We start from the raw sequence: 23,768 nt of genomic DNA on the forward strand, positions 1-23,768 counted from the left end.
AAATGAAATTAAAGCGAATTATATAAAAAACATTAATCATATCTAAAAATCTATTTAGGTCTTTTAAAAATTGGATTGGCCAATTAATAATTCATTATTTATTAATTGATTTTTGTTGTTTATCCAGTTGTTCTACGCGTTTTTTGGGTGAATCACTGGCTTGATTTCCATCTGATTTTATATAGTCCAAAGGAATTAATAATGTATCCATTAAGGCTGTAAAAGGTAGATCAATGACAAGTAATGGTTTAACTACCCAGCCAGTATCTTCATTTTGTAGCATATCAACACTATTTTTAGTCCCTGGATAATAACTGTCTGTAGGACCAGCATGAGTCATAATACTTGAGCAGCCACTTAATGTAACGGTCAGTGATGTGGTAAGAACTAACGACCTAAAAAAAATCAAGCTTGGCATATAATTAGTGACCTACATTAAGATGGGCTATTTCTAACTTTAGATTATGATAACTAAAAACAAAAAATTCACAATCATAGAATTATATTATTATTTAAAAGGTACTTATTAAAAATAGTTCATTTTGTATTACTTTATGTTGAGAATGTTAATAAATAGAAGACAATCTGTTTTTATCGAAACTTTTGAAAATATAGTTTTTAATTGATCTGAACTGTGCTCTACGGCACAACTTATTGATTTCCACTTTGGCATAATCGATTCAGTAACAGGGTTGTTTTGCCCTAGTATGTCGCATGTTTTTGGTAATTGTCATCAAAAGGATAGCGGTCTATGAGTGAATTAGCTCTTACTGTGAGTTTATTAGCATTAGCTGCTGCATTAGGCCTATGGATTGGTAACTGGAAGATCCGCAATGTAGGTTTGGGGATTGGTGGCGTACTGTTTGGTGGCATTATTGTTGGTCATTTTGCTAAAAGCTATGGCTTGCTGCTAAATAACGACATGCTACATTTTATTCAAGAATTTGGCTTGATCCTGTTTGTTTATACCATCGGGATACAAGTCGGCCCCGGCTTTTTCTCTTCTCTGCGTGTCTCAGGCTTAAAACTAAACGGTTTTGCCTTGATGATCGTGATCCTTGGTGCCGTAGTGACGGCGGTGATCTATAAAGTCGCAGATATTCCTTTACCGATTATTTTAGGGATTTTTTCTGGTGCGGTAACCAATACTCCCTCCCTTGGTGCGGGTCAACAGATCCTATCTGACTTAGGCTCTGACCCTAGCTTAGTGGGGCAAATGGGTATGGGCTATGCCATGGCTTATCCTATGGGAATTTGCGGTATTTTACTGGTGATGTGGCTAATACGAGTTATTTTCCGTATTGGTGTAGATAAAGAAGCTGCCGAGTTTAATAGCTCGAATGTTCAATATCGTGATGCGTTGCAAACTATGAATATTGCGGTACGCAATGCCAATCTCGATGGTTTGATGATGCAAGATATTCCTATGTTAGGTAGCGAAGAAATCGTTTGTTCGAGACTAAAACGTGGTGAAATGTTGATGGTGCCTCAACCAAACACTGAAATTCATCTTGGCGATTTACTCCATGTTGTCGGATTAAAAGAAGATTTAAATAAAGTTCGTTTGATATTAGGGGAGGAGGTGGATGCTTCTTTGTCGACATCCAGCTCGGTATTGCATTCAGTTCGTGTGGTAGTTACAAATGATGCTGTGTTGAGTAAAAGGCTGAAAGAACTGAATTTAAAACAGAAATATGATGTAGTAGTCACGCGACTAAATCGTACAGGGATTGATTTGGTTGCAAGTAACAATTCGGTTCTACAGTTTGGGGACATTCTCAATATTGTGGGTCGCCCAGAATCAATTGAAGCGGTGACCGCTTTACTTGGAAACGCTAAACAAAAATTACAGCAAGTTCAGATGCTGCCAGTTTTCATTGGTATTGGTTTAGGTGTTGTTTTAGGTTCTATACCCATTTTTCTTCCTGGTTTTCCAGCTGCTTTAAAGCTGGGTCTAGCCGGTGGACCTTTAGTGGTTGCCTTGATTTTAGGGCGGATAGGCACTATTGGTCGACTCTATTGGTTTATGCCACCGAGTGCAAACTTGGCATTACGTGAGTTAGGAATAGTAATGTTTTTAGCCGTAGTTGGGTTGAATTCGGGAGGGGATTTTATTGAAACTCTCATTCATGGTGATGGTTTAACATGGGTTGGATATGGGTTATTAATCACGTTTATTCCATTATTTGTTACAGGTATCGTGGCGCGGGTTTTTGGTAAAATGAATTACTTGAGCTTGTGTGGGGTGCTTGCGGGTTCAATGACAGATCCTCCGGCATTAGCATTTGCTAATAATATTCACCCAACAAGCGGTGCTCCGGCTCTTTCTTATGCGACGGTCTATCCCTTAGCGATGTTTCTTCGCATAATTTCACCCCAGCTGTTAGCCATTGTATTTTGGGCATTATGATATTTAGATAGAAAAATTATTGGGAATAAAAAGAAAAGTATCCGTCTATATAGGGGAAGAATTGGGCTTTGTTCCAGCCATAAATCGTATCTGAAAAGTGTTTTAATACCCATGAATAGTATTTGTCTTGAACAAATATATTCGATTTAAATTATGGAGTTCTCGCTAATTTTTAGCCCTTTCTTTGATGGAAAGGGCTTTTTTTAACGTCTGCTAATAGGATTAGTGTCCAGATTCTTGAAACGCTTTCTCTAATTCTTGAGCAAGGATTTTGATACCTTGCTCAATTTTTTCTGGTTCTGGTACGTAGTTCATGCGCATACATTCATGGGCATGCTGCCAATTATCTTCGATTCCTGGAAAGAAATAGTGACCCGGTACCATTAAAACACCACGAGCTTTCAAACGGCGATATAATTCTAAACTACTGATAGGTAGGTCTTTAAACCATAACCATAAGAAAATAGCCCCTTCAGGTTTGTGGATCAGGCACTTCTCTTCTGGAATATAGCGTCGAATAATTTTAATGACTTCTTCAACGCGTTTTTTATAGAACGGCCCCACGACATTTTGGGACAGATTAAACAGGTCATCACGCTGGATCATTTCAAGTGCTAATGCCGGTCCAATCCCTCCCGGTGCAAGGCTGATAATGCCATTCATATTGCTCACGGCTTCGATCAGTTCTTCATTACCTATGATGATTCCACAGCGAGTTCCTGGCAAACCGAGTTTAGATAAGCTCATGCACAGAATGACATTTTCATTCCAAAATGGTGTTGCATCACTAAAGATAATTCCAGGAAAAGGAACACCGTAAGCGTTATCAATCAGTAATGGAATATTATGTTGCTTGGCAAGTTGATCGAGGTGCTCAACTTCTTCATCGGTAATAACATTACCTGTTGGGTTTGTCGGTCGAGAAACACAAATAACGCCAATATCTTCCGTGATTTCTAATGTATTAAAATCAACGTGATATTTAAATTGTCCGTCAGGCAAAAATTCAATCTGAGGTTTATTTGCAACAAATAAATCTTCATCTAACCCTGAATCGGCATAACCCACGTATTCAGGAGCAATAGGGAATAGAACTTTACGCTTGATACCATCTTCAAAACGACCAGCTAGCAAGTTAAATAGGTAGAAAAAGGCACTTTGGCTGCCATTAGTAAGTGCAATATTTTTTGCACTGATATTCCAGCCTAGTTTTGCTTTTAGGGTTGCCGCTAGCGCTTTCAACATGGCATCTTTGCCTTGAGGACCATCGTAATTACATAATGTGTCCGTCAATTTTCCATTTTCACACATGTCAGCGAGTAAAGTCTGGAAGTAGGTATCCATTTCAGGGATATGGGCAGGGTTACCACCTCCAAGCATAATTGAGCCCGGAGTCCTTATGCCTTCATTCAGGTCTTTCATTAATTCTGAAATCCCTGAATTTTTAGCAAATTTATTACCAAATTTAGAAAAATTCATCGTATTAATTCACATAGGTTTATTAGATTGTTAATGGAATTTAAAACATACCTTGCTCCCCTCTGGAGTTCAATAGCTTAATTAGAGATTTTTTGGAAATAAAATATCAATTAAACTAATGGTAGTGGTTTTTTGATTTAATATATTAAAAAATATTGGTCTATTTCTCTTATTATAAACGTGGGGGCATCAATAAATACTGATTTATCTATATTGGCAACAATTCACCAAATGGTCATTTACCATGCCAGTTGCCTGCATAAAAGCATAACAAGTGATCGAACCCACAAATTTAAAACCCCGTTTTTTTAGAGTTTTTGACAAGTTTTTAGATAATTCAGTTTCTGCTGGAACTTGGCTTGATTCTGTCCATTTATTCACAATTGGCTGGTGGTTTACTGACTCCCAAATGAATGTTGAAAAATCCTCACCATTTTTTTGCATAGCCAAATAGGCTTTTGCATTTTCAATAATGGCATTGATTTTTAAGCGATTACGAATAATTCGAGGATCTTGCATCAAGCGCTCAATATCAGAGTCATTCATTAATGCCACTTTTTCAGGAACAAATTGATGAAACAATTCTCGGTATCCTTGGCGTTTCTTTAAAATCGTATACCAAGAAAGTCCCGCTTGCTGCCCTTCCAAACAAATCATTTCGAAGAGTTGTAGACTGTCTTTAGTGGGTTTACCCCATTCATTATCATGATAAGCAATATATTCCGGGTCTTGGTTAACCCAGTGGCAGCGAATTAGTGATGTTTCCATTTTTCATCCTTTTTCTAATGAGGTTACGCTTGAGACCAAGAATAACTTCTTTATACTGGATAAATAACCAGTTTTAAAGGGGTGGAATTAATTTTTTTCCTTTTTAGAATGATTACAGATGTATTCATTGCTGTATATCTGACGGTCAACGGGTATACTGGACACTTTCTTAAATTTCACGTATCGCGTGCGGATCTAACATGCAAAAGTTTGATACCAAAACCTTCCAAGGTCTTATCCTGACATTACAGGATTACTGGGCGCGCCAAGGCTGTACCATTGTTCAACCACTGGACATGGAAGTCGGCGCTGGTACTTCACACCCAATGACGTGTTTGCGCGCTTTAGGTCCAGAGCCTATTGCGGCAGCTTATGTGCAGCCATCTCGCCGACCAACTGATGGTCGCTACGGCGAAAACCCAAACCGTTTACAACATTATTACCAGTTTCAGGTAATCATTAAGCCATCACCTGACAACATCCAAGAACTCTACTTAGGCTCATTAAAAGAGCTGGGTGTTGATCCAACGGTTCATGATATCCGCTTTGTTGAGGATAACTGGGAAAACCCAACATTAGGTGCGTGGGGACTGGGCTGGGAAGTTTGGTTAAACGGTATGGAAGTCACTCAATTTACTTACTTCCAGCAAGTGGGTGGGCTTGAGTGTAAACCTGTAACGGGTGAAATCACTTACGGCCTTGAACGTCTTGCCATGTATATTCAAGGCGTTGATAGCGTCTACGATCTTGTTTGGTGCGATGGCCCTCTGGGCAAAACCACTTATGGTGATATTTATCATCAAAACGAGGTTGAGCAATCTACCTATAACTTTGAATATGCAAACGTTGATTTCTTATTCAAATGTTTCGAAGAGTATGAAAAAGAAGCCCAATACTTACTTTCATTAGAGACTCCTCTGCCGCTTCCTGCGTATGAGCGTATTCTCAAGGCTGCTCATACTTTTAACTTACTGGATGCCCGTAAGGCTATTTCAGTAACCGAACGCCAGCGCTATATTTTACGTATTCGTACCCTGACTAAAGGGGTTGCAGAAGCTTATTATGCTTCTCGTGAAGCGCTGGGTTTCCCTATGTGTCATAAGAACTAAGAGGCTGTCATGACTCAACAGACTTTCCTTGTGGAAATCGGCACAGAAGAGTTACCGCCGAAGGCTCTTCGTTCATTAGCCGAATCCTTTGCAGCAAATTTTACTGCTGAATTAGATGGCGCGGATATTTCTCATGGTGCCGTAACTTGGTTTGCAGCGCCTCGTCGTTTGGCTCTAAAAGTGGCAAATCTTGCAGCTGCTCAGCCAGATCGCGAAGTTGAAAAGCGTGGTCCCGCGATTTCTCAAGCATTTGATGCCGAAGGTAAACCGACTAAAGCGGCTGAAGGTTGGGCACGTGGTTGTGGGATCACGGTAGATCAAGCTGAGCGTTTAACGACGGATAAAGGTGAGTGGTTACTGTATCGTGCTCAAATGAAAGGGCAAGCTGTCAGTGAATTACTGATTGATATGGTTAGCCGTTCATTGTCGAAATTACCGATTCCAAAATTAATGCGTTGGGCAGATAAAGAAACCCAGTTTGTACGCCCAGTACATACGGTCACTTTACTTCTTGGCAGCGATGTTGTTGAAGGTGAAATTCTTGGCATCAAGAGCGGTCGTACTATCCGTGGTCACCGTTTTATGGGTGAAGCTGAGTTTACTATCGACAACGCGGACCAATACCCAGAAATTCTTCGTGAACGCGGTAAAGTTATCGCTGACTATGAAACACGAAAAGCGACAATTAAAGCGGACTCAGAAAAAGCTGCTCAGGCGCTGGGTGGTAAAGCTGATTTAACAGAAAGCTTGCTGGAGGAAGTGACTTCTCTGGTTGAGTGGCCTGTAGTATTAACGGCAAAATTTGAAGAGAAGTTCTTAGACGTTCCTTCAGAAGCGCTGGTCTATACCATGAAAGGCGACCAAAAATATTTCCCTGTTTATGATAATGCTGGCAAATTAATGCCAAACTTTATCTTTGTGGCAAATATTGAGTCTTCTGACCCACAACAAATTATCTCTGGTAACGAAAAAGTGGTTCGTCCACGTTTAGCGGATGCGGAGTTTTTCTTTAAAACTGACCGTAAGCAGCGTTTAGAAGATAATTTGCCTCGCTTAGAAACCGTATTGTTCCAGCAGCAATTGGGAACATTACGTGATAAAACCGACCGTTTAGAAGCTTTATCAGGCTGGATCGCGAGTAAAATTGGGGCAGATGTTAACCATGCAACCCGTGCAGGCTTACTGGCAAAATGTGATTTGATGACCAATATGGTCTTTGAATTCACTGATACTCAAGGTGTTATGGGCATGCACTATGCTCGCCACGATGGTGAGTCAGAAGATGTTGCTTTAGCACTAAAAGAACAATATCAGCCACGTTTTGCAGGTGATGAATTACCATCTACCGATGTTTCTGCGGCATTAGCATTAGCAGAAAAAATGGATACCCTTGCTGGTATTTTCGGTATTGGTCAGCATCCTAAAGGGGATAAAGACCCATTTGCTTTACGCCGCGCAGCACTGGGTGTGTTACGTATTATTGTTGAGAAAGGCTACCAGCTTGATCTTGTTGAAATGACACAAGAAGCGGTACGTCTGTATGGCGATAAACTGACAAACAAAAATGTGGTCGATGATGTGGTTGAGTTTATGCTGGGTCGCTTCCGTTCTTGGTACCAAGAATTGGGCTATAGCATAGATGCCATCCAAGCTGTGTTAGCACGTCGTCCAACTCAGCCTGCTGATTTTGATGCACGAGTAAAAGCGGTGACGCATTTCCGCTCTTTAGATGAAGCTCAAGCGTTAGCAGCTGCAAACAAACGTGTTTCTAATATCTTGAGTAAGTCAGATGAAAAACTCGCGGATAGCGTGTTAGCTTCTGTTCTGAAAACACCTGAAGAAGTGAAATTAGCAACGCATCTAGTTGTACTGCAAGATAAATTGGCCCCGATGTTTGCAGAGCGTAATTACCAAGAAGCATTGGTTGAGTTAGCCTCTTTACGTGAAGTGGTTGATGAGTTCTTCGCGAATGTCATGGTTATGGATGAAGATCCCGCTGTACGTAATAACCGCTTAACGTTATTAAGCCAGCTTCGCGAGTTATTCTTAAAAGTTGCAGATATTTCCGTCCTGCAATAGATTGATTTTTAGTCAATTATTTTCTGAGTAAGAAAATAATGCCAAAAAAATGAATTACTCCAGCTAGACATAAATAAGCGCTAAAATATTTTTAGCGCTTATTTTTTGCCCAAAATTGAGGCGAAAACTAAGAAACCATACCATTTTGATGGTTTTATCAGCATACGAACAGTTTTAGCAAAAAATAGGGTTGACGATCCCCATTCTTGGCAGTATTATTCACACCGTTTTCGGCGAGTAGCGCAGCTTGGTAGCGCAACTGGTTTGGGACCAGTGGGTCGGAGGTTCGAATCCTCTCTCGCCGACCAAATTCCAAAACCCACCTCATAGAGGTGGGTTTTTTCGTTTTTACCATTCCCATTTTTATCCTCTATTTCTTTTGATTGTATAAAGAAGTTCAAAATCCTTACTTGGTCTTTCCTCTTATTTTTATTCGTTATCCACCTGTTGGCATTTTAATCGCTATTTCGTTAAAACACCTTGATGATATATAAATCAGTAAATAATTCATTATCGTATAAAAAACAGGCAAAACAATAAATTATCAAATAGTTTTATATAAATTCTATTTGGAATTTTATACCGTCATTTTTTGCATTGAACCCTATTTTCGTTCAGTAATTCAGCACTTAATCACAAATATACAAATATTTAACCTCCCTATAAAAATCTATTCATTATTATTTTTGTGGTTTTAACGGCTACTTATTAAACATTTTGATAACATTTCAAACTGATTTTTTACTAAAACCATTCTTAATATGTTATTTAAGCTAAATGCTAGCAGTGAATGATGCTATTGACGAAATGGTTTCCAGTTGATTAATTGCTCAATGAATAACAAAAATACAGATACGGAATCTGTCTTGTTCAAGAAGATTTCAGTATTCAATAAAACAACATAACACCACACGCCACAGGAGCATTACCAATGACGCTCTCTATGAAGAAGACAGGTTTTTTAACAGTCGGTTTAACATTAGCTGCATTAGCAGTTTCTGCGTCTGTACAAGCTAAGACTTTAGTCTATTGCTCTGAAGGTTCACCTGAAGGGTTTAACCCGCAGCTATTCACTTCTGGAACCACCTACGATGCGAGCTCAATCCCGCTATATAACCGCTTAGTTGAATTTAAGTTGGGTACAACAGAGATTGAACCGGGCTTAGCTGAAAGTTGGGAAGTGAGTGATGATGGGAAGGTCTACACGTTCCATCTTCGTAAAGGGGTGAAATGGCACTCGAACAAAGATTTCAAGCCAAGTCGCGATTTTAATGCGGATGATGTCATCTACACATTCATGCGTCAAAAAGATCCTAATCACCCATATCACAAAGTTTCTGGCGGAAGCTATGAATACTTTATGGGAATGGATATGGATAAGATTATCGACAAAGTGGAAAAAGTTGATGATAACACCGTTCGCGTAACTTTAACTCGCCCAGAGTCTCCATTCCTAGCTGATATGGCGATGGACTTTGCATCAATCTTGTCTGCGGAATATGCAGACCAAATGATGAAAGCCAAAACGCCAGAGAAAGTGGACCTTAACCCAATTGGTACGGGGCCTTTTGAACTACAACAGTATCAAAAAGACTCCCGTATTCTGTATAAAGCGAATAAAAACTATTGGGGTAATGTACCGAAAATTGATCGTTTAGTTTTCTCTATCACGCCTGATGCTTCTGTTCGTTATGCAAAATTGCAAAAAAATGAGTGCCAAGTCATGCCATATCCAAATCCGGCTGATTTGGAACGCATGAGAAATGATAAAGAAATTACATTGATGGAACAGCCGGGTTTGAACGTGGGTTATCTCTCGTATAACGTTGAGAAAAAGCCACTGGATAACCAAAAAGTCCGTCAGGCACTATCTATGGCAGTGGACAAAGATGCCATTATCCAAGCGGTATATCAGGGTGCAGGCCAAAAAGCGAAAAACTTAATTCCACCGACTATGTGGGGTTATAACGACGGCATCAAAGATACTGAGTACAACCCTGAAAAAGCAAAAAAACTACTGGCTGAAGCTGGCTTCCCTGAAGGTTTTGAAATCGATCTATGGGCGATGCCAGTACAACGTCCATATAACCCAAATGCGCGCCGAATGGCTGAAATGATCCAAGCGGACTGGGCAAAGATTGGCGTTAAATCAAAAGTCGTTAGCTATGAGTGGGGTGAATACCTCAAGCGTGCGAAGAGCGGCGAGCCTCAAACTGTAATGATGGGTTGGACTGGCGACAACGGGGATCCGGATAACTTCTTTGCTACGTTATTTAGCTGCGCAGCGAAAAAACAAGGTTCTAACTACTCCAAATGGTGTAACCAGAGCTTTGAAGATGTGATTCAGCCGGCTCGCATGACCTCTGACCATAACAAGCGCGTTGAGCTATATAAGCAAGCTCAAGTTGTCATGAACGAGCAAGCGCCAGCGCTGATCATCGCTCACTCAACTGTGTTTGAGCCAGTGCGCAAAGAAGTCAAAGGCTACGTGGTTGATCCATTAGGTAAGCACCACTTTGAAAATGTAGATATTGATAAGTAATTGTTTTTAATCTGCAAATGCCCTTCGTTGCCTTTGCGTAACGGAGGGCGTTTTCTCCTCTGATGTCCAGAAGAAACAGATAGATTTGGTTATTTGTGAGCAGATGGAAACATTGTTTTTTCTGACTAGCCAAACGGACTAAGAGCCGTCAACGGCATTATTAAAGAGACTCAGGATATGCTGCAATTTATCCTCCGACGACTGGGGCTTGTGATCCCCACATTTATCGGTATCACGCTACTGACGTTTGCCTTTGTTCATATGATCCCGGGCGATCCGGTTACCATTATGGCGGGTGAACGTGGTTTATCACCTGAACGACATGCGTATCTCATGGCTGAATTAGGGCTCGACCAGCCACTTTGGAAGCAATATCTTCACTACCTGAACGGCATTATGCACGGTGATTTAGGGATTTCCTTAAAAAGCCGCATTGGTGTTTGGGAAGAATTCGTCCCACGCTTTTTTGCAACAGTGGAACTTGCCACATGTGCAATGATTTTCGCTATCTCGGTGGGAATTCCTGTAGGCGTTCTCGCCGCAGTAAAACGAGGCTCTATCTTTGATCATACGGCGATCGGGCTTTCTTTAACAGGTTACTCAATGCCGATCTTCTGGTGGGGGATCATGTTGATCATGCTGGTCTCCGTACAATGGGATCTAACTCCGGTTGCTGGGCGGGTGAGTGATACCGTATTTATTGACGATTCAAATCCGCTAACAGGTTTTATGCTGATTGATACCCTAATTTGGGGTGAGGACGGGGACTTTAAAGACGCGGTTGCACATTTGATTTTACCATCAATTGTATTGGGTACTATCCCTCTTGCAGTCATTGTCCGGATGACACGTTCGGCGATGCTGGAAGTGCTTGGGGAAGATTATATCCGTACTGCAAGAGCAAAAGGTGTAAGCCGTGCTCGCGTAATTTTAATCCACGCTTTACGTAATGCATTATTACCTGTGGTGACGGTGATTGGTTTACAGGTTGGCGTCATGTTGGCAGGGGCGATTTTAACAGAAACTATTTTCTCATGGCCGGGACTCGGTCGTTGGTTAATTGAGGGGCTACAACGCCGAGATTATCCAGTGGTGCAAGGTGGGGTTTTATTGATTGCAGTCTTGATCATTCTTGTGAACCTCTTAGTAGATGTGTTGTACGGCATCGTTAACCCTCGTATTCGTCATAAGAAATAAGGAGCGCGAAAATGTCTCAAACGACTGAATCTAAAGTTGTCAGCGCCCCTAAGCCGATGACGCCATTGCAAGAATTTTGGCACTATTTTAAACGTAACAAAGGTGCCGTTGTCGGGATGTTCTATATCATCCTGATGGTATTGATTGCGATTTTCGCAGGTGTGCTGGCTCCCCATGCGCCAGATGAGCAGTTCCGCGATTATTTACTCACCCCACCAGTGTGGATGGAAGGGGGAAGTTGGCAATTCATTTTAGGAACGGATGATGTTGGACGCGATTTACTCTCTCGCCTAATGTATGGCGCAAGGTTATCACTGTTAGTTGGCTGCCTCGTTGTTGTGTTATCCCTGATAATGGGGGTCACTATCGGCGTGATTGCGGGTTATTTTGGTGGTGTGATCGATGCTCTCATTATGCGCGCCGTGGACATTATGTTGGCATTACCTAGCTTATTATTGGCTCTGGTACTGGTGGCGATTTTCGGTCCTTCCATTGTTAATGCCTCAATCGCATTAACCTTTGTCGCTCTACCTCACTATATTCGACTCACCCGAGCTTCGGTATTGGTGGAGGTGAACCGTGATTATGTCACTGCCTCTCGTGTTGCGGGGGCTGGGGCGCTGCGTCAAATGTTCGTTAATATTTTACCTAACTGTCTTGCCCCCTTAATTGTTCAGGCATCGTTAGGGTTTTCAAATGCCATTCTTGATATGGCTGCCTTGGGTTTTCTGGGAATGGGAGCACAGCCTCCAACACCAGAATGGGGAACCATGTTGTCTGATGTATTGCAATTTGCACAGAGCGCTTGGTGGGTTGTGACGTTCCCTGGATTAGCAATTTTATTAACTGTATTAGCGTTTAACCTGATGGGTGATGGTTTACGCGATGCATTTGATCCAAAACTCAAGCAGTGATGAGGTAAATCTAATGGCATTGTTAAATGTAGAACAACTTTCGGTTCACTTTGGTGACGAAGGAACCCCGTTTCGCGCCGTTGACCGCATCAGCTATAGTGTTGAAAAAGGACAGGTTGTTGGGATTGTCGGTGAGTCAGGTTCAGGGAAATCAGTGAGCTCTCTGGCTATTATGGGATTAATCGATTATCCCGGAAAAGTCATGGCACAATCCTTACTGTTCGATGGCCGTGACCTGCTATCTATTCCTGAAAAAGAGCGCCGACAAATTGTCGGTGCTGATGTGGCGATGATTTTCCAAGACCCAATGACCAGTCTGAATCCTTGCTTCACGGTGGGATACCAGATTATGGAAGCACTGAAGGTTCACCAAGGGGGAAATAAAAGTACCCGTAAACAGCGTGCAATCGACCTACTCAATATGGTGGGAATTCCAGATCCACAATCACGTCTCGATGTTTATCCCCATCAATTATCCGGTGGAATGAGCCAACGAGTGATGATTGCGATGGCGATTGCCTGCCGCCCAAAATTACTGATTGCGGATGAACCCACCACGGCGCTCGATGTGACTATTCAGGCACAAATCATCGAACTATTGCTGGAATTACAGCAGCAAGAAAACATGGCATTAGTGCTGATTACCCATGACTTAGCCTTAGTTTCTGAAGCGGCTCACCATATTATTGTGATGTATGCGGGACAAGTGGTGGAATCAGCCAAAGCGAAGGATATTTTTAAGCATCCGAGACACCCTTATACCCAAGCGTTATTACGCGCCTTGCCGGAGTTTGCCAGCAATAAATCGCGTTTGGCATCGTTACCGGGGGTTGTTCCAGGGAAATATGACCGACCACAAGGTTGCTTACTCAATCCCCGTTGTCCCTATGCGACAGATCGCTGTCGAGAAGAAGAGCCAGAATTACAAACGATAGGGGATCGTCAAGTGAAATGCCATATGCCGCTGGATGATATGGGGAGACCAACATTATGAGTGAGCAACGTACAAATGGAACTCCGTTACTTAAAGCGGTGGATTTGAAAAAATATTATTCCATCAAAGGAGGGCTCTTTTCAAAAGAGAAAACCCTAAAAGCGTTGGATGGTGTTTCTTTCGAATTAGAAAAAGGCAAAACCCTCGCGGTTGTTGGTGAATCGGGCTGTGGTAAATCTACTTTGGGTCGCTTGTTAACCATGATAGAGCAGCCTTCTGAAGGGGAGCTATATTATCAAGATCAAAACTTATTAGTCGAAGATAAAGCGGCAGAAAAATTGCGTCGCCAAAAAATTCAGATTGTGTTTCAAAATCCTTATGGCTCCTTAAACCCACGTAAAAAAGTAGGGCAGATTCTTGAAGAACCACTGATCATCAACACATCGCTGACGAAAGAGCAGCGTAAAGAAAAAGTGTTGTCGATGATGGCAAAAGTTGGTCTGAAAACAGAGCACTATAGCCGCTATCCACACATGTTTTCTGGTGGTCAGCGTCAGCGTATTGCTATCGCACGCGGATTGATGCTTGATCCTGATATCGTCGTGGCGGATGAACCTGTATCTGCACTCGATGTTTCTGTACGTGCGCAAGTTTTGAACCTGATGATGGATTTGCAGCAGGAAATGGGGCTTTCGTATGTGTTTATTTCCCATGACTTATCGGTGGTTGAACATATTGCGGATGAGGTGATGGTGATGTATTTAGGGCGTTGTGTGGAAAAAGGGACTAAAGAGCAAATTTTTAATAACCCTCTACATCCTTATACGCAGGCGTTACTTTCAGCAACACCTCGCTTAAATCCAGATATGCGACGTGACCGTATCAAGCTAACTGGCGAGCTGCCTAGCCCATTAAATCCACCACCGGGATGCGCATTTGCGGCTCGCTGCCGACGCGCATTTGGTATTTGTACTCAATCGCAGCCTGCGCTGAAAAATTATCATGAGCAGTTAGTTGCCTGTTTTGCCGTTGAAGAAGATGAAAAACAGGGTATTGCAGTAAATTAATCACCTAAAACGGCAGAAAGTAAAATTCTGCCGTTTATTTATACGGCTCTCATTCCCCATAGCGGTTAATTTGGAGATTATCCCAAATACGCAATCTTTCTTTTCTAAAGATGCTCTTTTACGTCTAAAATCAAGTATACTATTCCTCCTATTTTTTTCTTTGAAAAAACAGTTTGCATCAGGAAGGTTGTGGGAATGAACATCCGAGTCCAGCGCTCACTAACGTTTAAGAGTATGATCGTATTCTTTGTGATTACGTTACTTTTTCTCGCCCTTTTTTTAACTATTCAATTCACCTATCTTTTGGATCAGCGCAAGCAAGATTATCTAAATCAGCTGAGTAATGCGGTGGTTCAAATTCAAAAGCCATTAACAGATTCACTATTGAGCTCAGATTTAAATGAAGCGAAAAGGTTGTTAGTGAGCTTGAAGACTTCCGGGATTATGGGTAATGCGATTGTGACCGTTGATAATGTCACCGTCATGAATTTAAGTTTTTCGACGCCGAAACCGATCCCAGAATGGTCATTACCGATGATTGGTATTCCCGTCGAAGTCACGGTGCCCTTGTATGCGTATGGTACGATGGCTCCATTAGCTAAACCTCAAGGGTATTTGACGCTTCGGGTTGATTCGAATCGTGTATACCGTTTCGCACTGAATACCTTTGCGTTACTCACCACCACTTACTTGCTATTGGCATTGATTATTGCCATCGCGATGACTTGGTGTGTCAGCCGGATGATCGTGAGACCACTGCGTAAAATGGCCAGTGAATTACAGTCTTCTCAAGCGGTCAATCATCTGGAAACACCTGAATATCATCAAGATGATGAACTGGGACTATTGGCCAAAGGTTATAATCGTCAAATAAAACGACAAAATTCAGATTAAGCCATGAACATGTTCTGAGGTTTGTGGTCTAATATCATTACATATACCTATCAGATTGTTAGTGCTGAAGTTCGGGTGATTAATATGTTGATTAACAATGATAATGCTTCAGGTTGCTGAGGCGTGCCCAATACTCGCAATAACATGCAACGATGGTTTCTCGGGTATAGTGATAAATAGAAATTTGATAAAACCAAATTATGTCGCTTAACCTGATAAATTAGCGCTTTTCGTTAATTCATTTGTTGCAATTTACGGTTAAATACAAGGATATAAAAAACATAGGGGTCTACATGCAGGGCTTGAAAGTTCGGTATATTATCGGTGTTGTTCTCTTGTCAGTGACTGGTTTCTCCAGTGCTGAAGCATTACAACCTGATCCAGCATGGCAGCAAGGAAAGCTAGAGAATGGCTTTAATTGGCAGTTATTACAAACACCACAACGCCCAAATGATCGCATTCAACTTCGGTTAGCTATTAAAACGGGTTCATTGTCAGAAAAGGCCAGTGAAAAGGGTTACAGCTATCTGCTTCCTAGAATGGCGTTGTACCATCAAACTGAAGCGTTCCCAGCTAGCGTATTACAAGATTTTTGGCGTCAGGCTAGTGATCCTGACATGCCATTGCCTCCAGCGGTTGTCTCTTACGACTACACAATTTATAGCTTAAGCTTACCGAATAACCGTCCTGATTTAGTTAAACAGGCGTTGAATTGGTTAGCAACTTCGGTAGCTGGCGCAAAATATACAGAAACCTCGCTACATAACGGACTTACCGTTAAAAATCTTCCTGTTGCAACCTTACCTGTCAATGCCAATGATCCTGTTTGGCGTGCGCGTTTAAATGGGTCTGCGATGTTAGGTTATGACCCTGGTCAGAAACCAAACGGCAATGTGGATTTGGCGAGTGTGAATTCGTTTTACCAAAAATGGTATACCCCTGATGTGATGACATTATATGTCGCGGGTCATGTCGACGCTCGCATGTTATCAGACAGCATTACTCAAGCCTTCTCCCCTTTAGAAGGTAAGCGTTCTGAGCCTGTTGCGGTTGCAGTATTATCGGCAGTGAAGCCACAAGCCATCGATATTCTTCAAGAAAACCAATCAAAGGATACGTTATCGTTGATTTGGGATATTGATTGGTTGCCGATTAAAGATTCCAATGTTCTTCTACGTTACTGGGGTAGTGATTTAGCCCGTGAAGCGATTTATCGTTCATTACAGAGAACGTTTAACCAGAAGTTTCCTGGGGATGAAGTGACTTCTGGATTAGATTGCCGCGTACAATACCAAAAAGCGAGTTGTACACTGGCAGTGACTGCGTCACCAGAAAAAATGGCGGCAGTATCGGATGTGATGCTGAGTGAGCTAGCGACGATTAATCAGAATGGTATTGATCCCGAACTGTTTAATGCCATGATGAAAGAGAAACAACTGCAATTATCTCAGCTGTTTGCTGCGTACGCGCGTACCAGTACAGATGTATTAATCAGCCAGCGTTTGATTTCTCAGCAAAATGGTGTGGTGGATATCGCCCCAGAACAGTATCAATTGCTAAGACAGACATTCTTAGGCTCTCAGAATATTGATCAAGTGAATATGGAAGCGCGTCGTTTACTTTCTCAAGAGGCTGCAATTGTATTAGCTCAGCCAAAAGAAAAACAGACGATGGATGCCGAGCAAATTCGCCAAAAATTCACTCAAACTTTGTGGCCAACACTGCCTGTTCCTGTTGTTGATGCATCGCCAGAAGCGTCAAAAGTAGTTGAACAGCAAGAGAATGAGCCAGCACCAGCGTTGCCAATTCCCAAGCCGCTGACGCGTTGATTATTGTTTGTATGGCATAGATAAAAAATAGCCCTCTTGGGCTATTTTTTATTGAGCAGTCAGCAGCGATTCCACGGCATTAATCAACATACTTCGTTCATCACGATTATCCACAAAACCAGCAATGCAGGTTTGAGTTTCAGGTTCGTAGTACGCCACTGATCCCCAAAAACCTAAGTGAAAGTAAAGTGTTATACCATTGACCTTTTTAGCCATTATACCAAGGCGATAATGTTCAGCTCCCTCATGAGTTCCCATTCTCAACATGGTATTCAAGGTTTCAGGGCTAGTAAAAATCTTGCCAGTAAACAGTGCCTCAAAAAATAGTGCCATTTGTTTCGATGACATTACCAGACCGCCGCCGCCATACGTATCCATTGACGGGTGTACATCCGTACAATCCAGTTTGCCCAAATATTGTCTGGCTCTAGGCTCTGTTGTCGTTGGTGCTTCCAAATATTCCCAATAGGCTGTTTTCAGCCCAATCTCATCAAATCTGAGTAGCTCCCTAACGGCCTTGCCAAGAGGAAGTCGGGTTGCACGTTCAATAATGTCCCCTAACAGAATGTATCCAGTATCGGAGTAAATAAACGCTTCTGAAGGGCCAAACAGCGGAAAATCTTGTTGAAAATAGCGTTCTATTTGCTCTAAGCGGCTCCATTGATAATCCGGTTGCTTCAGGACATCTTTAAGGTAATTCGCATCTGCGTGATCCAGTAATCCGCTACTATGGCTCAGTAAATGGGCGATGGTTATTGCATCAATATCATATTTTTGAGCCAGTAATTGGCTAAATTTAGGGGAAATATAATGGGAAATACTGTCTTCAATGAATAATGCACCCATCTCTGCAAGACGCAGAATTGCTGCCGCTGTAAACGGTTTGGTATTACTAGCGATGCGTAGAGGGGTATCTATTGTTAAGGAATTTCCGACAAGGTCATGACCTCTAGCACAGAATGAGCCAACACTGTTTTGACGTTGATTATGGTAGTAAAGCACGACACCGCAAGGTAAATCTGTTAACTGAGAAATTGACATGTCAGGCATCCTTTGGGATTAGATTCCAATATCTTAGCGAGTTTATTCGAGGAAAATGCATTCATTAAATGCGGTGAAGCGTTGAAGTGGATGATTACCACAATAAATGAGGTCAGCATCACATTCAAAGCGAAGAATTTTGCCTAGTGCTAATGGTCATTGATTTTATTCAGTGCTCAGGTATTTTTGTTCTTTCTATAAGAATAATAAGTACTCACCAACATTACATTGAAAGAAAGGTAAGGAAGCAGCATGAGTAATTCCGATAGATTTATGCGTCGCCTAGGTTTACGTTACCCGATTATCCAAGCGCCAATGGCGGGAGTTTCAACTCCCTCGTTAGCCGCCGCAGTAAGTGAAGCAGGTGGACTTGGCTCTTTAGGATTGGGGGCTAGCACTGTTGAACAGGCAAGAACGATGATGACAGCCACTAAAGCACTGACTGACCAACCATTTAATGTGAATGTATTTTGCCATCGTCCTCCTCAGCGTAATGACCAAAATGAACATGCTTGGATCGAGTGTTTAACTCCCTTATTTCAACAATTTAATGCCGCCCCTCCAGAGCAATTAAATGAGATTTATCTCTCATTTTTAGATAACCCAGAAATGTTGCAACTCTTTTTAGACATGAAACCTGCGGTTGTCAGCTTCCATTTCAATATTCCGTCCCCCGAGATAGTGAAAGCTTTGCAGGGGCGTGGGATTTATACCATGGCGACGGCGACAAATTTGCATGAAGCTCGGCAGATTGAGCTGGCTGGTATTGATGCGATTGTTGCTCAGGGAATTGAAGCTGGCGGTCATCGAGGAATGTTTGATGTACAAGCAATAGATCAAGAATTAACAACAAATCAGCTGGTTATACAGCTGGTCAAACAGACACAATTACCGATTATCGCTGCTGGTGGCGTGATGAATGGCGAAGATATTAATGATGCGCTGGCAAACGGTGCGGCGGCTGCACAGCTAGGAACTGCATTTTTGTTGTGTCCTGAATCGGCAGCAACAGAAGGATATCGCCGCAAATTAAAAAGCCAGACATCAGATAATACGGTGTTAACTACCGCTATTTCAGGGCGTCCTGCTCGGGGGCTTCTCAACCCATTGATTCAACTGGCAGAGCAATATGGTACCGACAAATTACCTGATTATCCCGTTGCCTACGATGTTGCTAAACAACTTCATGGGGCGGCTCTAAAGTGTGGAAATGATGGTTTTGCGGCTTATTGGGCTGGGCAGAAAGTGGCGAGATCTCGGGAAATGCGTGCAAAAACATTAATGGAAACATTGATTAAAGAGATGAGCTAAATAGCGGGGAAATGGGATTTCTCGATTCCCCAACTAAGTTAAGGTGCAATAACCTCTTCTTGGCTGCCTTTAGGTTCATCAGTGGCAATCCATGCCGCACAGAATAGTGTCAATCGCGCAAAGAAATAGAAAAACGCCATCAAGCCAAGTACCGAACCAAATGCGGCACCAGAAGGTGAGGATGCGAGGCTCGGTAAAATCCACGTCATCACCGATTTAATAATTTCAAAGCCGATAGCCGCCAATAATGTTCCTTTTAGGAGTGAACGGCGGCGGTGTTGCATACGCGGCAGTATCCAAAAAATCCATAAAAATAATAAGAAATTAGCGGCGATAGAAATGGTTAAACCAATCAGTGTCCATACGGGACGTAGCCATTCGATACTGTCTAAACCGAGTGTGCTGACAATCGTTGCCTGTGCCGATCCTGCTACTGAGGTAAGCGTAATGGTCACGATCAAGGCAATCAGTAGGCCAATCAAGGCAAAAAAATCACGTACGTAGCGGAAAATAATATTTTCTTGTTCTGCTTGGTTGTGTTCCCAAACGGGACGTGATTGCGCCAAAATGGCTAAGCGTAAGTTATTTACCCAGTTAACCCCAGAGTAGACCGCTAATGCTAAACCCGTTAACCCAACTGTGGTACGTTGGCGAATTGCGGTATCAATGGTTTGCTCCAGAGTATTTGCCAGAGTTGGGTCTGTAATATTGGCAGAGATTCCACGGACTAATTTCTCAAGCAATTCAGGGTTGCTAGCTAATACAAAACCCGCTGCTGCAAAGCTAAACATCAGTACGGGGATTAATGATAAAAAGGAAAAATAGGTAATCGCAGCGCCAAACTGATTTCCCATGCGGTCAGTAAAGCGTTGGGCAGTACGAATTAAGTGAGCGATAAAAGGAATATCACAAACAAAATCGACTACGCGCATGGAAAATGAAAGTGCTTTTTTACTTCCATCCAAGCTTTTATTGAGCGTGGATTTGAGTTTACTTTCGTCTTTTGGTTGTTCATTTTGCATGTTTGACATGCGTTCCCCTTTTTTCACTACTTATCAAAATATGCTTATAATTCACGGCGCTAGATTATTTTATACTATAGCTTAAGTTTGCCGATAATTTCACACTAATGCCGTTATTGATCCAAAATTCGGCATTAGGTGAAAGAAAAGTCAGAAAATAATGATTTGATTAAGTGGTGATTTTTTAATTACAGAGCATCTTTAAAGGTTTTTAATTCTGCTTCAGCTTCTTGAAGTTCGGTTTTGGCTTCAGCTAATTTACGTTCACGTTTGGCGACTTTATCGGTATCCCCTTTCTGAATACTTTCTTGCAATTCAGCTTCACGTTCTTTTACTTCTTGCAGTTTTTCTGCCACATCTTTTTGGCTATCTTTATACAGTGATTCTGGAGTGCAATAGCGATTAACGTTGTCTAGTGCTCGCTGTAAACCGTCAAGGCGATGGTTATTACCATTAGCTTTGGCGTATTCAATTTGCTTTTCAATATTCTGTTTTTTGATTTCACAGCCATTAGGTGACTTAGCGGCTAATGCATGAGTATTTAATGAAAAAATAGCAAGAATCGATGCTGCAACAAATACTGTTTTCATTTGTTTTCCTTATAGAGTTTCTAATTTAATTTAGGGTAACTTTTTATATAAAAAAGGTCATGCAATATTTGTTGTGTTTTGAAGCTATGACAATTACCTCTAATTTTAGCTATAATGGCGCGAAAGAATTTATTCGGTCTATTTTTTATTCAACAGACCCTCTTTACAGACTCTAACTAATAGCCGAAAAAGTGGCTGTTAAAAAATCCCTCAGGAAATAAACGCGACATGTTAAGTTATCGTCACAGCTTTCACGCAGGCAACCACGCAGATGTTCTTAAGCATACTGTTCAGAGCCTGATCATTGAATCTCTTAAAGAAAAAGAGAAGCCCTTTCTGTATCTGGATACTCACTCCGGCGCGGGTCGTTATCAATTAACGAGTGAGCATTCAGAAAAAACGGGTGAATATCTCGAAGGGATTGCGCGTATTTGGGATCAACCAGATTTACCAGAAGAACTGCAACCCTATATGAGTATCGTGCGTCGTTTAAATGAAAATGGTCGTTTACGTTATTATCCGGGGTCCCCATTATTGGCTAAACATTTGCTGCGTGAGGACGATAAACTGATTTTAACGGAATTACATTCAAGTGATTATCCGTTATTGCGTGCTGAATTTTTAAAAGATCACCGTGCGCAAGTCTCCCGTGAAGATGGTTATCAACAATTAAAATCAAAACTACCACCACAAAGCCGTCGAGGCTTTATGTTGATGGACCCGTCTTATGAGATGAAATCTGATTATGAAACGGTCGTGAAAGGGGTTGTTGAAGGTTATAAACGCTTTGCTACTGGTACATACGCCATCTGGTATCCTGTTGTTTTACGTCAACAAATTAAGCGTATGGTGAACCAGTTAGAAGCGACTGGTATCCGCAGAATTCTTCAAATTGAATTGGCAGTACGCCCAGATAGTGACCAACGCGGTATGACGGCTTCCGGCATGATCGTGATTAATCCGCCTTGGAAACTTGAACAGCAAATGAAAAATGTATTGCCATGGTTGCATAAAACGCTGGTGCCAGAAGGCACTGGGCATACATTAGTTGAGTGGATTGTACCAGAGTAACAATAGACTCTAGCTATTGCAGTAACAGGCAATAGCTATCTTAAATGTTTATGTTTACATAGCATAATAAGAGAATATTAACGTATTCGTAATTCAACAAATGGGAATCACCAAGTTATGAGCAAACATTACGACTATATTGCAATTGGCGGCGGTAGCGGCGGTATTGCGTCAATGAACCGTGCGGCGATGTACGGACAAAAGTGTGCCCTGATTGAAGGTAAAGAGTTAGGTGGCACTTGTGTTAACGTCGGTTGTGTACCGAAAAAAGTGATGTGGCATGCAGCGCAAATTTCTGAAGCAATTCGCGCCTATGGTCCAGACTATGGTTTCGATACCACTATCAATGATTTCAACTGGAAGAAATTAATTGAGAGCCGTACTGCTTATATCAACCGTATCCACCAATCTTACGATCGCGTACTTGGCAATAACAAAGTCGATGTGATCAGAGGTTTTGCTCGTTTTGTTGATGCCCATACTGTTGAAGTTAATGGCGAAATTTATACGGCAGATCATATTCTGATTGCAACGGGCGGTCGTCCGGTGATCCCAACCATTCCTGGTGCAGAATACGGGATGACTTCCGATGGTTTCTTTGAACTAGAAGCCTTGCCAAAACGTGTTGCGGTAGTCGGTGCGGGTTATATTGCAGTTGAATTAGCGGGTGTATTAAATGGCTTAGGTAGCGAAGCCCATTTATTCGTGCGTAAACATGCGCCACTGCGTGCTTTTGATCCGTTAATTGTTGAAACCTTAGTTGAAGTGATGAATACCGAAGGTCCAACACTGCATACCGAGTCTATTCCAAAAGAAGTCGTGAAGAATGCCGATGGCTCCCTGACCTTGAAACTTGAAAATGGTCATGAGCAAACTGTCGATGCGCTGATTTGGGCGATTGGTCGTGAGCCAATGACTGATAATCTGAATCTTGAAGCGACCGGTGTAGAGCTAAATGAAAAAGGCTACATTAAAGTCGACAAATATCAGAATACGAATGTTGCTGGTGTTTATGCTGTGGGTGATAACACGGGTGCAGTTGAGCTGACGCCAGTTGCGGTTGCTGCAGGTCGTCGTCTGTCTGAACGCCTGTTTAACAATAAGCCTGATGAACATTTAGACTACAGTAATATCCCAACCGTGGTATTTAGCCATCCGCCAATTGGTACTGTAGGTCTGACTGAGCCTGAAGCTATCGAGAAATACGGTGCAGACGCGGTGAAATGCTACAAATCTTCATTTACTGCAATGTATACGGCAGTCACTTCCCATCGCCAACCATGTCGCATGAAACTGGTGTGTGTCGGTGAAGAAGAGAAGATTGTAGGTATCCACGGTATTGGATTTGGTATGGATGAAATCCTGCAAGGCTTTGCGGTCGCACTGAAAATGGGCGCGACTAAGAAAGATTTCGATAACACCGTCGCTATTCACCCAACTGGTGCAGAAGAGTTTGTGACAATGCGTTAAGTTTCATTTAACTCTCTTTAGCTATAGCAAAAGGCGCAGCG

General features: G+C 42.0%; 19 protein-coding genes and 1 tRNA gene. 14 read left to right on the plus strand and 6 right to left on the minus strand.

What is annotated here, in order from left to right:
* Nucleotides 1-94: 94 nt before the first annotated feature.
* A complete protein-coding gene (locus EL244_RS01600; protein ID WP_039854562.1) occupies nt 95-418 on the minus strand; it encodes a YceK/YidQ family lipoprotein in 324 nt (107 codons plus the stop codon).
* Between the two features lie 333 nt (nt 419-751).
* Here EL244_RS01600 and EL244_RS01605 point away from each other — a divergent pair, with 333 nt between their 5' ends.
* A complete protein-coding gene (locus tag EL244_RS01605) occupies nt 752-2,410 on the plus strand; it encodes a putative transporter (protein ID WP_126458255.1) in 1,659 nt (552 codons plus the stop codon).
* Between the two features lie 222 nt (nt 2,411-2,632).
* Here the strand turns inward: EL244_RS01605 and EL244_RS01610 are convergent, their stop codons facing one another.
* The gene (locus EL244_RS01610; protein ID WP_126458258.1) at nt 2,633-3,889 is read right to left on the minus strand and encodes a valine--pyruvate transaminase; all 1,257 of its coding nucleotides are present in this window, start codon (nt 3,887-3,889) and stop codon (nt 2,633-2,635) included.
* 204 nt (nt 3,890-4,093) lie between these two features.
* Complete coding sequence (locus EL244_RS01615) at nt 4,094-4,657, minus strand: DNA-3-methyladenine glycosylase I (RefSeq protein ID WP_126458261.1); 564 nt, start codon at nt 4,655-4,657, stop codon at nt 4,094-4,096.
* A gap of 200 nt (nt 4,658-4,857) precedes the next feature.
* On the opposite strand from EL244_RS01615, the gene glyQ reads away from it, so the two are divergent.
* The 10 genes from glyQ (at nt 4,858) to EL244_RS01665 (ending at nt 17,222) form a co-directional block, all read left to right on the plus strand.
* Nucleotides 4,858-5,766, plus strand: a complete 909-nt coding sequence (gene glyQ / locus EL244_RS01620) for a glycine--tRNA ligase subunit alpha (RefSeq protein ID WP_006813760.1) — start codon at nt 4,858-4,860, stop codon at nt 5,764-5,766.
* A gap of 9 nt (nt 5,767-5,775) precedes the next feature.
* A complete protein-coding gene (gene glyS, locus EL244_RS01625) occupies nt 5,776-7,845 on the plus strand; it encodes a glycine--tRNA ligase subunit beta (protein ID WP_006813759.1) in 2,070 nt (689 codons plus the stop codon).
* A gap of 231 nt (nt 7,846-8,076) precedes the next feature.
* Nucleotides 8,077-8,153 (plus strand) — tRNA-Pro (locus EL244_RS01630).
* Nucleotides 8,154-8,776: 623 nt separating this feature from the next.
* Nucleotides 8,777-10,387: a dipeptide ABC transporter periplasmic-binding protein DppA gene (dppA, locus tag EL244_RS01635; RefSeq protein ID WP_039854558.1), complete on the plus strand. Its 1,611-nt coding sequence runs from the start codon at nt 8,777-8,779 to the stop codon at nt 10,385-10,387.
* 177 nt (nt 10,388-10,564) lie between these two features.
* Entirely contained in the window at nt 10,565-11,584 is a 1,020-nt protein-coding gene (gene dppB / locus EL244_RS01640) for a dipeptide ABC transporter permease DppB (RefSeq protein WP_006813757.1), read from the plus strand.
* Between the two features lie 11 nt (nt 11,585-11,595).
* On the plus strand, nt 11,596-12,498 hold the full coding sequence (gene dppC / locus EL244_RS01645) for a dipeptide ABC transporter permease DppC (protein ID WP_126458264.1): 903 nt from the start codon (nt 11,596-11,598) through the stop codon (nt 12,496-12,498).
* A gap of 13 nt (nt 12,499-12,511) precedes the next feature.
* Complete coding sequence (gene dppD / locus EL244_RS01650; protein ID WP_039854553.1) at nt 12,512-13,492, plus strand: dipeptide ABC transporter ATP-binding protein; 981 nt, start codon at nt 12,512-12,514, stop codon at nt 13,490-13,492.
* Nucleotides 13,489-14,499 (plus strand): dipeptide ABC transporter ATP-binding subunit DppF, encoded by a 1,011-nt coding sequence (gene dppF / locus EL244_RS01655; RefSeq protein WP_154600502.1) that lies wholly within the window; start codon nt 13,489-13,491, stop codon nt 14,497-14,499. Before dppD ends, dppF begins: the two co-directional genes overlap by 4 nt.
* 195 nt (nt 14,500-14,694) lie before the next feature.
* The gene (locus tag EL244_RS01660) at nt 14,695-15,393 is read left to right on the plus strand and encodes a HAMP domain-containing protein (protein ID WP_039854550.1); all 699 of its coding nucleotides are present in this window, start codon (nt 14,695-14,697) and stop codon (nt 15,391-15,393) included.
* A gap of 293 nt (nt 15,394-15,686) precedes the next feature.
* The gene (locus EL244_RS01665; RefSeq protein ID WP_039854547.1) at nt 15,687-17,222 is read left to right on the plus strand and encodes an insulinase family protein; all 1,536 of its coding nucleotides are present in this window, start codon (nt 15,687-15,689) and stop codon (nt 17,220-17,222) included.
* Nucleotides 17,223-17,270: 48 nt separating this feature from the next.
* Here EL244_RS01665 and EL244_RS01670 read toward each other — a convergent pair whose 3' ends face one another.
* On the minus strand, nt 17,271-18,263 hold the full coding sequence (locus EL244_RS01670; protein WP_126458270.1) for a serine hydrolase domain-containing protein: 993 nt from the start codon (nt 18,261-18,263) through the stop codon (nt 17,271-17,273).
* Nucleotides 18,264-18,515: 252 nt separating this feature from the next.
* Between EL244_RS01670 and EL244_RS01675 the strand changes: the two genes are divergently transcribed.
* Nucleotides 18,516-19,574: an NAD(P)H-dependent flavin oxidoreductase gene (locus EL244_RS01675; protein WP_126458273.1), complete on the plus strand. Its 1,059-nt coding sequence runs from the start codon at nt 18,516-18,518 to the stop codon at nt 19,572-19,574.
* Nucleotides 19,575-19,612: 38 nt separating this feature from the next.
* Here the strand turns inward: EL244_RS01675 and yhjD are convergent, their stop codons facing one another.
* Together yhjD and EL244_RS01685 are read right to left on the minus strand one after the other, a co-directional pair.
* Nucleotides 19,613-20,605, minus strand: coding sequence for an inner membrane protein YhjD (yhjD, locus tag EL244_RS01680; RefSeq protein ID WP_050767610.1), 993 nt, complete (start codon nt 20,603-20,605; stop codon nt 19,613-19,615).
* Between the two features lie 179 nt (nt 20,606-20,784).
* Nucleotides 20,785-21,186, minus strand: coding sequence for a DUF1090 domain-containing protein (locus tag EL244_RS01685; RefSeq protein ID WP_006813745.1), 402 nt, complete (start codon nt 21,184-21,186; stop codon nt 20,785-20,787).
* Between the two features lie 228 nt (nt 21,187-21,414).
* Between EL244_RS01685 and EL244_RS01690 the strand changes: the two genes are divergently transcribed.
* Nucleotides 21,415-22,257: a 23S rRNA (adenine(2030)-N(6))-methyltransferase RlmJ gene (locus EL244_RS01690; RefSeq protein ID WP_126458276.1), complete on the plus strand. Its 843-nt coding sequence runs from the start codon at nt 21,415-21,417 to the stop codon at nt 22,255-22,257.
* Nucleotides 22,258-22,374: 117 nt separating this feature from the next.
* Complete coding sequence (gene gorA, locus EL244_RS01695) at nt 22,375-23,727, plus strand: glutathione-disulfide reductase (protein ID WP_126458279.1); 1,353 nt, start codon at nt 22,375-22,377, stop codon at nt 23,725-23,727.
* Nucleotides 23,728-23,768 lie beyond the last annotated feature (41 nt).

The sequence above is a fragment of the Providencia rustigianii genome (assembly GCF_900637755.1).
Classification (GTDB): Bacteria; Pseudomonadota; Gammaproteobacteria; order Enterobacterales; family Enterobacteriaceae; genus Providencia; species Providencia rustigianii.

Bases quoted from the DNA above. Each gene is read 5' to 3' on its own strand.
- yhjD (WP_050767610.1), bottom strand. From the start codon at position 20,605: ATGTCAAACATGCAAAATGAACAACCAAAAGACGAAAGTAAACTCAAA.
- EL244_RS01665 (WP_039854547.1), top strand. From the start codon at position 15,687: ATGCAGGGCTTGAAAGTTCGGTATATTATCGGTGTTGTTCTCTTGTCA.
- dppD (WP_039854553.1), top strand. From the start codon at position 12,512: ATGGCATTGTTAAATGTAGAACAACTTTCGGTTCACTTTGGTGACGAA.
- EL244_RS01605 (WP_126458255.1), top strand. From the start codon at position 752: ATGAGTGAATTAGCTCTTACTGTGAGTTTATTAGCATTAGCTGCTGCA.
- dppB (WP_006813757.1), top strand. From the start codon at position 10,565: ATGCTGCAATTTATCCTCCGACGACTGGGGCTTGTGATCCCCACATTT.
- dppA (WP_039854558.1), top strand. From the start codon at position 8,777: ATGACGCTCTCTATGAAGAAGACAGGTTTTTTAACAGTCGGTTTAACA.
- EL244_RS01685 (WP_006813745.1), bottom strand. From the start codon at position 21,186: ATGAAAACAGTATTTGTTGCAGCATCGATTCTTGCTATTTTTTCATTA.
- EL244_RS01600 (WP_039854562.1), bottom strand. From the start codon at position 418: ATGCCAAGCTTGATTTTTTTTAGGTCGTTAGTTCTTACCACATCACTG.
- EL244_RS01675 (WP_126458273.1), top strand. From the start codon at position 18,516: ATGAGTAATTCCGATAGATTTATGCGTCGCCTAGGTTTACGTTACCCG.
- EL244_RS01690 (WP_126458276.1), top strand. From the start codon at position 21,415: ATGTTAAGTTATCGTCACAGCTTTCACGCAGGCAACCACGCAGATGTT.
- glyQ (WP_006813760.1), top strand. From the start codon at position 4,858: ATGCAAAAGTTTGATACCAAAACCTTCCAAGGTCTTATCCTGACATTA.
- EL244_RS01610 (WP_126458258.1), bottom strand. From the start codon at position 3,889: ATGAATTTTTCTAAATTTGGTAATAAATTTGCTAAAAATTCAGGGATT.
- dppF (WP_154600502.1), top strand. From the start codon at position 13,489: ATGAGTGAGCAACGTACAAATGGAACTCCGTTACTTAAAGCGGTGGAT.
- glyS (WP_006813759.1), top strand. From the start codon at position 5,776: ATGACTCAACAGACTTTCCTTGTGGAAATCGGCACAGAAGAGTTACCG.
- dppC (WP_126458264.1), top strand. From the start codon at position 11,596: ATGTCTCAAACGACTGAATCTAAAGTTGTCAGCGCCCCTAAGCCGATG.
- gorA (WP_126458279.1), top strand. From the start codon at position 22,375: ATGAGCAAACATTACGACTATATTGCAATTGGCGGCGGTAGCGGCGGT.
- EL244_RS01670 (WP_126458270.1), bottom strand. From the start codon at position 18,263: ATGTCAATTTCTCAGTTAACAGATTTACCTTGCGGTGTCGTGCTTTAC.
- EL244_RS01660 (WP_039854550.1), top strand. From the start codon at position 14,695: ATGAACATCCGAGTCCAGCGCTCACTAACGTTTAAGAGTATGATCGTA.
- EL244_RS01615 (WP_126458261.1), bottom strand. From the start codon at position 4,657: ATGGAAACATCACTAATTCGCTGCCACTGGGTTAACCAAGACCCGGAA.